Annotated in this window: 9 protein-coding genes; 6 read left to right on the forward strand and 3 right to left on the reverse strand. The window is 41.7% G+C overall.

The features are described 5' to 3' along the window. The first annotated feature begins 4 nt into the window (after positions 1 to 4). Together HBH39_RS02650 and HBH39_RS02655 are read left to right on the forward strand one after the other, a co-directional pair. Positions 5 to 934, forward strand: coding sequence for a DUF7281 domain-containing protein (locus tag HBH39_RS02650; protein ID WP_167675368.1), 930 nt, complete (start codon positions 5 to 7; stop codon positions 932 to 934). A 271-nt stretch (positions 935 to 1,205) separates the two neighbouring features. Next, on the forward strand, positions 1,206 to 2,447 hold the full coding sequence (locus HBH39_RS02655; RefSeq protein WP_167675370.1) for a dicarboxylate/amino acid:cation symporter: 1,242 nt from the start codon (positions 1,206 to 1,208) through the stop codon (positions 2,445 to 2,447). 67 nt (positions 2,448 to 2,514) lie between these two features. On the opposite strand, the gene HBH39_RS02660 is transcribed toward HBH39_RS02655, so the two are convergent. Beyond that, the gene (locus HBH39_RS02660) at positions 2,515 to 3,507 is read right to left on the reverse strand and encodes a class 1 fructose-bisphosphatase (protein ID WP_167675372.1); all 993 of its coding nucleotides are present in this window, start codon (positions 3,505 to 3,507) and stop codon (positions 2,515 to 2,517) included. 176 nt (positions 3,508 to 3,683) lie between these two features. Here HBH39_RS02660 and HBH39_RS02665 point away from each other — a divergent pair, with 176 nt between their 5' ends. The 3 genes from HBH39_RS02665 to HBH39_RS19940 all read left to right on the forward strand — a co-directional run bounded on the left by HBH39_RS02665 (position 3,684) and on the right by HBH39_RS19940 (position 8,913). Continuing rightward, the gene (locus tag HBH39_RS02665; RefSeq protein ID WP_167675374.1) at positions 3,684 to 5,996 is read left to right on the forward strand and encodes a S9 family peptidase; all 2,313 of its coding nucleotides are present in this window, start codon (positions 3,684 to 3,686) and stop codon (positions 5,994 to 5,996) included. 77 nt (positions 5,997 to 6,073) lie between these two features. Further along, positions 6,074 to 8,560 carry a bifunctional diguanylate cyclase/phosphodiesterase gene (locus tag HBH39_RS02670; protein ID WP_167675376.1) on the forward strand — a complete coding sequence of 829 codons (2,487 nt, stop codon included), beginning with the start codon at positions 6,074 to 6,076 and terminating at the stop codon, positions 8,558 to 8,560. After that, complete coding sequence (locus HBH39_RS19940; protein WP_167675378.1) at positions 8,539 to 8,913, forward strand: EAL domain-containing protein; 375 nt, start codon at positions 8,539 to 8,541, stop codon at positions 8,911 to 8,913. Before HBH39_RS02670 ends, HBH39_RS19940 begins: the two co-directional genes overlap by 22 nt. 132 nt (positions 8,914 to 9,045) lie before the next feature. Here HBH39_RS19940 and ygfZ read toward each other — a convergent pair whose 3' ends face one another. After that, positions 9,046 to 9,999 (reverse strand): tRNA-modifying protein YgfZ, encoded by a 954-nt coding sequence (gene ygfZ, locus HBH39_RS02680; protein ID WP_167675380.1) that lies wholly within the window; start codon positions 9,997 to 9,999, stop codon positions 9,046 to 9,048. A gap of 116 nt (positions 10,000 to 10,115) precedes the next feature. Continuing rightward, complete coding sequence (gene serA / locus HBH39_RS02685) at positions 10,116 to 11,345, reverse strand: phosphoglycerate dehydrogenase (protein ID WP_167675382.1); 1,230 nt, start codon at positions 11,343 to 11,345, stop codon at positions 10,116 to 10,118. 212 nt (positions 11,346 to 11,557) lie between these two features. Here serA and HBH39_RS02690 point away from each other — a divergent pair, with 212 nt between their 5' ends. After that, positions 11,558 to 12,157 carry a DUF2238 domain-containing protein gene (locus tag HBH39_RS02690; RefSeq protein WP_167675384.1) on the forward strand — a complete coding sequence of 200 codons (600 nt, stop codon included), beginning with the start codon at positions 11,558 to 11,560 and terminating at the stop codon, positions 12,155 to 12,157. Positions 12,158 to 12,293: the final 136 nt, after the last annotated feature.

A 12,293-nucleotide genomic window follows, 5' to 3' on the forward strand; every position in this document is an offset into this window, starting at 1 on the left:
GCAGATGGCAAGCCTAACTAAGCAGCAAATCATTATGATTAAAAACGTGGTGATCAAACGTTCGCCACGTGAAAAGTACAGTGCCAATTGGCAAAAAATATATCAACAATTTGCAATTGGTGAGCCTGATGGCGCTGGTAAGTATCTTAGTTTTAGTGGTAAAGACTGGGATTTGCTGCGTGACATGGTTAAACAAGATTCTGGCTTTGATGTGTTAAATGTTGATTTTAACCAAACCAGAACTGAATTATCTTGCCAAGGTCACAAAGAGAAATTTGCCAATATAAGACCAGAAGCCAATTATGTATTGGTTAAGCTGCCCTCTGACTATCTTCCTACTAAAAGTGTTTTCGATATGGTCACTTCAAGTCGCCTTAGTATCAGGTTATCGGTTGATAACCTGCTCCACATCATTAAACAGGGCAATATCAACCAGCTTGTGGTGGTAGAAAACTTGGATATTTTTGATGAGTTTGACCATTGGCCGGTTGATAACATTTTAGCCGATACACTCGCTAAGGCAGTGATTGTTTATCGTGGTAGTGGAGCGCATTCTCCAGCCGGTTGTAAGCAGCTACTGTATCGGTTGAGCCAATTCGAACACCCTCTCCATATCAGTGCTTTTGTCGATTTAGATCCAGCAGGACTGCAAATCGCCCATTTACTCAAAGGTTGCCAGTATATTATTGTCCCTGTGCTGGCGAATTTAGCGGCGCAGCAAAACCAACGGCCAGTGCCATTATTGGGGGTGAATGACAAAGATGATTTTGCCAAACAGTGGCGTCAGCAAAAATACCTCAAGCGTGCCGATTTACAACAATGGCGCAATTTAGCTAATTGGCTGCAACAAAATTGCATCAGTATCAAACAGCAACATATATTAGCTAACCAGTTAACCTTAACACTAACGTCTCGCAGTAGTGCAGCGAGCTAGTTTTTATCACTTTTAAATGCCTTTTTTACAATGAATATGCTGTTTTAAATACGTTAATCCGTTGTTTGTTCTGCATTGTTTGAACGCTTTAAATTAAATACTTTAAAATCATTACGTTAGCCTTGCGCTGAGGTTTTGTTAGCATTTTATTGCGATTTATCTTGCTGAAATAGTTGAATTCTCTTTTTTGATAACTCAGTATCGCTGCATTAAAAATAAAATAGCAAGCAACGACCATTGCGCAGCAAATAATAAAAAGGATGACAGTTCAATGTTTAAATCGTTATCAGCGAAGATCTTTAGCGGTCTTTTTCTTGGGGTTATTTTGGGGAGCCTAGTGCAATTTGCACTAAATGATGTTGCCTTCTTTTCTGGTACCTTGGTTAATATTGCCAGTGGTGTTGGTACCATGTTTGTTAACATGATCATGATGTTGGTTGTGCCTTTGGTGTTTATCAGCATTGTGTGTGGTGTGTGTGAACTGCAAGATTTAAAAAGCTTTGGCCGCTTAGGTGGTAAAACCTTTGGCTTTTACATTATCAATACTGTTGTCGCAATTTTTGCCGCTTTTGCTGTCGCCATGATGATAGAGCCGGGAAAAGGCGTTGATATGACCAGTGGTGATACTGCTGCGATTACTGCTACCGAGTTGCCAAATTTGGTGACCTTGATTGTGAGTATTGTGCCTAATAATCCATTTTCAGCCTTTACTTCCGGCAACATGCTGCAAGTTATTTTTATGGCCCTTCTGCTTGGCGGAGTGATGAAGTCGATGGGCGCTGTGGTTGATGGTGCAGTAAAAGGCTTCCAAACAGCTAATAAAATCATGATGCGTTTGATTTCAGTGGTGATGAACCTTGCCCCGATTGGTGTATTTGCGCTGATGTTCAAGTTAGCCGCGACATTAGAGCCGGAAATCTTTTTCAGTGTTGTTGAATATCTCGTTCTTATTTTGAGCTTGTTATTGCTGTGGATTTTTGTGGTATATCCGTTGGCGGTCAGCTTGTTTACTCAAGTGTCGGCAAAAACGTTTCGTGAAAAAACCCAAGAACAAATCTTGTTCTCGTTATCGACGGCATCGTCAAATGCGACCATTCCAGTCACAATGCGTACCTTGACCGACAAACTTGGTGTTAGCAAAGCTGTAGCCGGTTTTGGTGTGCCGTTGGGGGCAACCATGAACATGGGTGGCGTATCGATTTATATCACCATCGCGATTTTCTTCGTGGCGAATGCGTTTGGTATGCCAATTAGTGGCGAGCAAATTCCGGCATTGTTGTTTAGTGTGTTTTTATTATCTGTCGGTGCGGGTGGCGTCCCTGGTGGCGGCATGGTGATGATTGGTGTGCTAATTCATCAAATGGGTTTACCGGTAGAGGCTTTTGCTATTGTGGCAGCCCTTGACCGCTTAATTGATATGGTGCTGACATCTTGTAACGTTGTGGGAGATACTGCGGTATTAACTATTGTTGATCAAACCGAAACCCCACATAAAGTTGAACAAACCGCATAGGGTAAAGTTGAATAATAAAAAATCCGCTCATTGGCGGATTTTTTATTAGGTTAAATTACCTTTAACATTAATCGATTGATGGCTCTTGGCTGTAATCTTCACCGTGATAGCTTAAGCACATGTCTACCTCGTTTCGACTGCCTAAGATCACCGCAACACGCTGATGGATTTCAGTGGGTTGAATATCCATGATGTCTTCATAACCCGTTGAAGCTTTGCCGCCAGCTTGTTCAACTAAAAAGGCCATCGGGTTAGCTTCATACATTAGACGTAGCTTGTAGGGCTTAGCTGGATTTTTATTGTCTGTTGGGTAGGTGAAAATGCCACCACGACACAACACGCGGTGCACATCACCAACCATAGCAGCAATCCAACGCATGTTGAAAGCTTGCTCTCGTGGGCCAATTTTGCCCAAGAGTAAATCGGCAATGTAAGTTTGCATTGGTGCTTCCCAAAAACGTTGATTTGACATGTTAATGGCAAATTCAGCGGTATCAGGCGTGATAGCAACCTTATCGTTAGTTAGTAAAAACTCACCACTATCACGGTCTAAGGTGTAAAACTGGGTGCCTTGGCCTGTGGTTAGTGCCATCATGGTTGATGGACCATAAAGTACATAACCCGCTGCCACTTGCTGGCGACCAGCTTGTAAAAAGCTTTGCTCGGTTAGTGCGCCATCAGTTGCTGGTAGCACAGAGAAAATTGTGCCCACAAGCGAGTTGATATCAATATTAGATGAACCATCTAAAGGGTCAAAACACACAAGGTATTCACCTTGCTTGCTGACTTCAACCACATAGTCTTCTTCTTCAGAGGCTAAACCGCGCACGTTGCCATCTGCTTTTAGCGCATCTTTAAGCATGTCATTAGTGATGACATCCAATTTCTTTTGGGTTTCACCTTGAACGTTTTCTTGCTCAGTTGCACCTAATACGCCCGCTAAAGCACCATGGCGCACTGCACCGCTAATGGCTTTTGAGGTATCAGCTAAAGTTAATAAAAGTGCAGTAAGAGAGTCATTTACCGCTTGTGAGGTGAGAGTTTGTGCCAAAGTCTGCATGGTTATTCCTATGACAGTTAAGGTCGTTGAAGTTAAGTTTTTATAATTGTGTCAAATAATACCTCAGATTGTGGTCAATTTCAGTGCTAGATGAGGCATTTTCGTTTTAAATAAAATTCAGGCAAAATGAAGCCGCAAAAAGACAATGCGCTTGTTTATTAATAGGAATAACAATAATGACTTCTCGATGGAAGCAACAGGTTTTCGCAGCGGTATTTGCGTTGCCATTACTACTTACCAGTCAACTTTTAATGGCCAACTCTATGACTTCGACAACTTCATCTTCAGCACCTAAATTTACCACCACAGTCCCACTACAGGGTTTTAAAGGCGGTGTTCAGCCATTGTCTATTGAGCGTCTTCATGCTTCACCAGCCCTTGCGGGTACTAGTCCGCGCGGCTTGAGTTTGTCGCCAGACGGTAAGCGTGTGACTTACCTTGCAGGTCGAGATGATAATCAAAGTTTTTATGATTTATGGCAAATGGAGATCAGCACAGGCAAACGCAGCCGGTTGATCGATGCTGATAAATTGGCCGGCGGCGAGTTATCGGATGAAGAAAAAGCTCGTCGCGAGCGCCAACGCATTTATGGCCAAGGGATTATGGAATACTTTTGGGCTGATGATAGCCAATCGATTTTAATTCCCGCTTCAGGGCAATTGTATTTATACAATGTTAAAGAAGATAGCGTTAGTACATTGCCAATTGGTGATGGCTTTGCCACCGATGCGCGCTTATCACCTAAAGCTAATTTTGTTTCTTTTGTGCGAGATCAAAATCTGTATGTGCTGCATTTAGCCACGGGTAAATTGTCGGCGTTAACCCATGATGGCAAAGGGCCAATAAAAAATGCCATGGCTGAATTTGTTGCTCAAGAAGAAATGGATCGCATGACGGGGTATTGGTGGTCGCCGGATGAATCAAACATTGCTTTTACCCGCATTGAAGAGTCAGGGGTTGAGCTTGTCACTCGTAATGAAATTTATGCTGATGGTATCAAACTGACTGAGCAGCGTTACCCTTATGCGGGTAAACCCAATGTTATCATTGAGCTTGGTGTAGTTAGCTTGGCGACCAAACAAGCCACTTGGATTGATTTAGGGGCTGATAAAGACATTTATTTACCACGGGTAAAATGGCTACCCGATAGCAAGCATTTATCTTACCAGTGGCAAAGTCGCGATCAGCAAGCATTAGATTTACGCATTGTTGATGTAACCCAGCAAAACGTTGCAGAGACGGTTGTGAAAGAGCGCAGCGCTGCATGGATAAATCTGCACCATGATTTGCATTTTTTAAAGCAACAAGCCGCTTTTATTTGGGCGTCCGAGCGAGATGGCTTTAAGCATCTTTATTTATATGATTTACAAGGCAAGCTAATTAAGCAATTAACTCAAGGAGATTGGGTGGTTGACAGCTTGGAATATGTTGATGAAAAACAGGGTTGGGTCTATTTTACGGGGCGTAAAGACAGTGTGGTCGAAAGCCATATTTATCGAGTAAACCTAACCCAAGGTGTCGCCAGTATTGAGCGTATAAGTAGCCGTTCAGGGATGCATAATAGTGTGTTTGCTGACAATGAGCCCGTTTATTTAGATTATTTCAGCAGCTTACAGCAGCCGCCACAAATTAGTTTACATGATGCCACAGGTACTCACTTAGCTTGGGTTGAGCAAAATCTTGTTGATGCAAGCCACCCTTTATATGAGTTTGTTGGTCAATGGCAAATGCCAGAGTTTGGTCATTTATTGGCTGACGATGGTCAACGTTTACAGTATCGATTATTTAAACCCGTTCCGTTTGAAAGCAGTAAGAAATACCCAGTGGTGGTTCGGGTTTATGGCGGCCCCCATGCGCAATTAGTCGTTAATAGCTGGAGTGAGGCGGATTACTTTACTCAATACTTATTGCAACAAGGCTATGCGGTATTCCAATTAGATAATCGTGGCTCTGGCCATCGTGGAACCCAATTTGAACAGGTGATTTATCAAAACATGGGTGATGCTGAAGTGCGTGATCAAAAAGCGGGTGTTGATTATTTACGAAGCCTGCCCTTCATTGATGGTGAGAATGTGGCGATTTATGGCCACAGTTACGGTGGATATATGGCGTTGATGAGCCAGTTTAAAGCACCAGATTACTTTAAGGCAGCCATATCTGGTGCTCCAGTAACTGATTGGCGTTTGTATGATAGCCATTATACCGAGCGCTATATGGGGAATCCTGACACAAATAAACAGGGTTATGATGCAGCAAGTGTTTTACCTTATGTGACGCACTATCAGTCAGGCTTACTGATGTATCACGGCATGGCAGATGACAACGTGTTGTTTGAAAACAGCACTCGCGTCTATAAAGCGCTACAAGATGAAGGCAAGTTGTTTCAGATGATTGATTACCCAGGGTCAAAACATTCTATGCGCGGTGAGAAAGTGCGTAATCATTTGTATAAATCGCTGGCAGCATTTTTGGATAGTCAGTTGAAGTAAGTTATTTAATGTAAGTCATTTGTTGTAGATGCTTTATAATGATGTAGCGCTATTAAGGGTGTCTTTTAGGAGCAACTGTGCCATTAAGTAATGAACTCATTCAAATATGTAATAATTTACCGCAGGATATTGCAATTCTGTCGTTTGATAATCAGGTAGTATTTACCAATTCAAATTGGCTTAAAAGTGCTGATAAATTTGCTGAAAAACATATATTTGCGACTAAAAATGCGGTTTGGCCAAACCCATTACTTAATGACAAGCAGTTGCTTAACTCGTTACGCATTGCGGTTGCTAAAGCACAAACAGAGCAGCGCAGTACGTCTAACATTACCACTGACATTAGCTTATTAGGCTATCAATATCATGTAACATTTTTTATTGGTCCGTTAGTGCTAGCAGGCACTAATGCGACCATCATATCCATTCAAATAACCATGAATTCGCTTTCAGGCGACACCAATCTCGCATTATTAGGTCGTGATGAAGCTGTGTTGCTTAATTCCTTATTAGAAGGCGTTGTTATTCAAGATGCTAATGGTGTCATTACTGCCAATAACTCTGCATCAGAAGAAATTTTAGGCTTAACCAGTCATCAGATGCGAGGCTTAGACAATGCCGATCCTAATTGGGGAACCATTACCGAAGACGGTCAACCTTGTCCTCCAGAAGATCATCCTTCATCGTTAGCCATAAAGCATGGTGTGCCTGTATTAGATTTTACCATGGGAGTGAATAAGGCCGATGGCGGTGTCAGTTGGTTGAAAATTAACTCTCAACCTATTTTTAAGCCGAATGAATCTCGCCCGCATATGTCGGTCACCTCTTTTGTGGATATTACTGAAGAGCGCCAACGACAAAAAAAATTAATCCAAATAAGTAAAAGGCTGCAACTTGCTTTAGATGCAGCTGAAATCGGCATTTGGGAGTATGACATAAGCGCTGAGCGGTTAGTTTGGGATGAAGCCATGTTTAGTATTATTGATGTCAATCCCGCAGATTTTAAAGGTAAATTAAGTGACTTTTCAGATAGGCTTTACCCTGCTGACAAGTTTCGAGTACTAACCGAGTTTAGCAAAGCCTTAAATGAAAGTAATAGTTATATTTCAGAGTTTAGAATTGTAAATTCAGAAAATAAAATTAGGCATATCTATGTAGCTAGCACGGTTATTCAAGGCGCCAAAGGAGAGGGGAATACCTGTATTGGTATAAATCGTGATATTACCGATGAAAAACAAGCTAAGCAACAAATAGAGGCGAGTCGTAATAAGTTACTGAATTTTATTGAGGATTTACCTACCGGTGTCTGTTCAATTGTTGATGGCAAGATCACTCTCAATGTGCAGGCTGAAAAGATCACCGGATACAAAAATAGTCAGTTATCTGATGTAAATGATTTTTGGCAAAAACTGTTTGTTGAGACAAGGGAGGATAAACCTGACTTCTATGCCAGCTTAACTCAGCCCACACATGTTGTTTCATCAACTACCATGAAAATTGTTCGCGGTGATGGGCTGCACAGATGGATTGAATTCAAAGGTTGCCAATTCGATGGTGGTCAAGCTTGGGTAATGATTGATGTTACCGATCAAAAAGAGGCCGAGGCTGAGTTAAAAAAACTGGCTTACTTTGACCCGCTTACTCATCTACCCAATAGGACTGCAGTTGAACATAACTTGATAGGCGCTATTGCCAGAGCAAAACGGCACGCTGCCAAGCTGGGGGTTTTAGTCATTGATGTCGATTCATTTAAAAACGTCAATGACACTTATGGACATCCCGTCGGAGATCAATTACTGGTACAAGTCGCGCAAAGATTAAGAGAAAGATTACGAGATAGTGACTTTATTGGTCGTATGGGTGGCGATGAATTTATGGTGATTATTGAAGATGTTACCGATCAGGAACATCTTACATTTTTGACTACAGAACTACTAAATTGCTTCTCGTATCCGTTAGAGTTAATTGGCCCTGTGAATCTGTTTTTAAATACTAAAATCAGCATTGGTGCGAGTATTTTTCCTGAGCATGGCGAAGATGAAGTCACCCTGTTTAAAAATGCTGACACCGCACTCTATAAAGCGAAATCACTAGGAAAAAACCGAGTACAAATTTATTTAGAAGAGTTCACCTTGGCGCTAAAATCTAAACTGACTTTAGAGCAACGTATTGAATCCGCAATTGATAATAATGACTTTTCACTTTACTTCCAGCCTATTGTTAATTGTCAAACTAATCAGATTGAAAGCGTTGAAAGCTTAATACGCTGGTTTAATTCAGAATTAGGCACTATTCCACCGGACCAATTTATTCCAGCAGCCGAGGTGAGTGGACAAATTATTAAGCTAGGCCGATGGGTCATTACCGTTGCTTGCGAGGCATTTGTTAGTTGGCAAAAACGTGGTATCAATTTGGATTATATCGCTGTCAACCTATCGCCTTTACAGTTTAATGATGAGGGCTTTATTGATGATATTCGTCATATATTGAATGAAACCGGCATTAATCCTAATAAACTGGTGTTAGAAATAACCGAGGGGTGTTGGTTCATAATCATTCGCTAACCAAAGATACCTTGTTAAAACTTAAAGGGCTTGGTATTCGCTTAGCGATTGACGACTTTGGTACCGGGTATTCTTCTTTAGCCTATTTAAAATATTTTAATGTTGATTTTTTAAAGGTTGACCGTAGTTTTGTAAAAGATATTCCTGACGATCTTGCTGATGTGCAGATCACAGCGGCCATTATTTCTATGGCTAATAACCTGAATTTGAAAGTGGTGGCAGAAGGGGTTGAAACGGCTGAGCAGTTAACATTTCTGCAAGATAATCATTGCCATACATATCAAGGTTACTTTAAAAGCCCTGCGATATCGAGTGATGATTTTGTGACCTTGTTTATGGCACAAACTGAATAAGTCATGACGGATACTGCATGTCATCAGTTGTATTGCATGTGCTCAATTAACAAGCGACTGAGCCAAAGTAAATGCGAATTGCATTTTTAGCTCAGTCGCCATGGTTAAATTTAATCGCGAACGATTATTCGTTTAATCTACTAACGAGTAAGGCAAAGCCATAACCGATAAGCTAGATTGCTCATCTTCCGCAATGCGCAATGTGGCATCTGCTTGAGTGTCATTAGCCAAAACCGCAGTTAACAACACTTGCTCGCCTTGTTGAACAAACTCAATAATATTTCCAGCTTTGCGATAACCTTCTTCAAGGGCGATTTCAATACTGGAATTCGCTGTTAAGTTTTGATGGGTATTACCCGATAAAATATACAGTGCACGTTTGTTACCACCACGGTACTTCATACGGGCGATGGTTTCTTGTCCCATGTAGCAGCCTTTGGTAAAGCTTATTCCATTAATAGCTTGAACGTTACACATTTGCGGCACATATTGGCCTGCATGTTGTACTTGAATATTAGGGTAACCCGCTATAATTTCTAGCGCTTGCCATGCAGTGGCATCAAATAGTGTATGGTTTTCACATAGTGTGGTTGCTTTATCATGGGTTAGCATAGCAATGTAACGCTCGCCATCTTTAATGATTGCACCGCCATCCACCAGGGTGAGTTGAGCATCAATTGAACCAAATTGTTGCTCAACAAACGCCTTAGCATCCATACCTGCAATACCGATTAGCAGCCAGTTGGCGCTAGCATTTTCAAGCTCAGCTTTACTAAATACTGCATATTTTTTTAATTGGGCTAAATCTGATTCAATGTTGTTGGCGGGCATCAACATAAATAAGCTGTCATGAATGGCAAAGGCCCGAAAACTGGCAAGCATTTTACCTTTAGCATCACAATGTGCCCCCCAACGCCACTGGTTTGCTTCAAGAGAGGTGATGTCTGTGGTGACTTGACCGTGGATAAAGCTTCGGCCCTGCTCTCCTGTGACTTCAATCAGTCCGAAATGGGACAAGCTGGCTAGCATTAATGAGGGCGTTTCTTGGGTTATTTTCCAATTGGGTTGGCTAACTGAAAGGCTCATAAGGTTTCCTGTTATACAGCAAAATATTGCAAGCAGTGTAACGGAAGCTCAGGGGAAGCGGCAATAAAAAACGGCTATCTAAATAGCCGTTTTATGGACGTCAGTTAAAACATTGACTAAAACAACACCCGGGCACGAATGGTGCCTTCAATTTGTTTTAGTTCATCTAAGGCTTCTTGAGCTTGATCTGAATCCACTTCCATTACCACGTAACCAATTTCTGCGGTTGTTTGTAGATATTGAGCCGCAATGTTAATGCCTTTTTCAGAAAACGCTTGGTTAATTTTAATCAACACACCAGGACGGTTTTGGTGAATATGCAGCAGGCGTGATGCCCCCGCATGAGGCGCAAGCGACACTTCAGGGAAGTTAACCGCTGAAAGCGTTGAACCATTGTCTGAATATTTGGCCAGTTTACCTGCCACTTCAATGCCAATGTTTTCTTGTGCTTCTGCTGTACTGCCACCAATGTGCGGTGTCAGTATGACATTGTCCAAACCACGTAATGGGCTTACAAATTCATCATCATTTGATTTAGGCTCAACAGGGAATACGTCCACTGCTGCACCAGCTATATGGCCTGATTTTATGGCTTGCGCTAATGCATCAATATCGACAACCGTGCCACGAGAGGCGTTAATGAAGAAACCGCCTTGGCGCATTTTGCTAAATTCAGCTTCAGCAAACATGTCTTTGGTTGAAGGGGTTTCTGGCACATGCAAACTCACAACATCCGCATTTGCTAATAACTCGTTCAGTGAATGCACTTGTGATGCGTTTCCTAACGGCAATTTATCTTCAATATCGAAAAAGATAACCCGCATACCTAAGGTTTCAGCCAAAATACCTAGCTGAGTGCCAATGTGGCCGTAACCCACAACGCCGAGTGTTTTACCGCGCGCTTCCACACTACCATTGGCACTTTTTAACCAACCGCCACGGTGACATTGTGCATTACGTTGTGGAATACCACGCAATAACATAATGATTTCACCAAGCACTAATTCAGCCACACTGCGAGTGTTTGAAAATGGTGCGTTAAACACCGGGATCCCTAGCTTTTCTGCTGCAGATAGATCAACCTGGTTGGTGCCGATACAAAAACAGCCTATGGCGACCAGTTTTTCAGCATGGTTTAAAACCTGTGCCGTTAACTGTGTACGTGAACGCAACCCAACAAAATGTGCGTCTTTAATCGACTCGAGCAATTGGTCTTCACCTAGCGAAGCTTTGTGATACTCAATGTTGCTATAGCCTGCTCTTTCAAACACATCAACTGCACTTTGGTGGACGCCCTCCAACAGCAGGATTTTGATCTTATCCTTGTCAAGCGAGTGTTTCGCCATGATATGGGTACCCTCTAATGATTATATTGCTGATTTAGTACCTAGTTAATTTGAGTACTTATGCTTATGATATCAATGCGATTAGGATTGATATGAATTTTGCGACTTCCAACGCAGTGTCAAAGTAGCACTTTTTTTGCTGCTTGTGGAGGGCTAGATGGCTAAAGTTAATATTCTCATTCTAGAACAATATCGAATAAGAGGGATTTACATTGCATAATATAGTTATATGGATAGTGTGTTTTATTGCGGTTTTAGTGTGGTCGGTTAGTGATCCTAAAGATATGTTCACCTGGTGGCTAGAAGCGCTTCCTGCTTTGATCGCGCTACCTATTTTGTTTTTTACTCGTAAACGTTTTCCACTCACAACCCTCTCTTATGTATTAATCTTGATTCATTGCATTGTGTTAATGGTTGGTGCTCGTTACACCTATGCTGAAGTGCCATTATTTGACTGGTTAGCGCAAGTCATGGGAAGTGAGCGTAACAACTACGATAAAGTGGGCCACTTTGTACAAGGTTTTGTGCCGGTTATGTTGGCAAGAGAAGTGATGCTTCGCAATGGGGTACTGCAAATAGGCGCTTGGTGTCAATTTTTATGCGTCTGTTTTGTTCTCGCTTTTTCAGCATTTTATGAGTTAATTGAATGGTGGGTCGCTGCTGCTACGGGTGAAGATGCGGAAGCCTTTTTAGGTACTCAAGGTTACGTTTGGGATACGCAATCAGATATGTTTTTAGCGTTAATTGGCGGGATATGTGGTTTGTTAATGTTAACGGGTTTACAGAATAGGCAAATCAGTCATCTTCAGTAATAAGATGGCCTAGTTAGTCGGGAGTATGTTTATCCTCTCGAGAGATATAAAATAGTACTTTTGACTGACAGCCCGGCGATGAGATTAGTAAATTAATACTAAGCGTTTGTCTCATTTGATTATCTTTTTGTTTATT

It is taken from the genome of Shewanella aestuarii (genome assembly GCF_011765625.1).
Classification (GTDB): Bacteria; Pseudomonadota; Gammaproteobacteria; order Enterobacterales; family Shewanellaceae; genus Shewanella; species Shewanella aestuarii_A.

Excerpts from the sequence above, each read along its gene's own strand:
- HBH39_RS02650 (WP_167675368.1), top strand. The coding sequence starts at position 5 with ATGGCAAGCCTAACTAAGCAGCAAATCATTATGATTAAAAACGTGGTG.
- HBH39_RS02655 (WP_167675370.1), top strand. The coding sequence starts at position 1,206 with ATGTTTAAATCGTTATCAGCGAAGATCTTTAGCGGTCTTTTTCTTGGG.
- HBH39_RS02660 (WP_167675372.1), bottom strand. The coding sequence starts at position 3,507 with ATGCAGACTTTGGCACAAACTCTCACCTCACAAGCGGTAAATGACTCT.
- HBH39_RS02665 (WP_167675374.1), top strand. The coding sequence starts at position 3,684 with ATGACTTCTCGATGGAAGCAACAGGTTTTCGCAGCGGTATTTGCGTTG.
- ygfZ (WP_167675380.1), bottom strand. The coding sequence starts at position 9,999 with ATGAGCCTTTCAGTTAGCCAACCCAATTGGAAAATAACCCAAGAAACG.
- serA (WP_167675382.1), bottom strand. The coding sequence starts at position 11,345 with ATGGCGAAACACTCGCTTGACAAGGATAAGATCAAAATCCTGCTGTTG.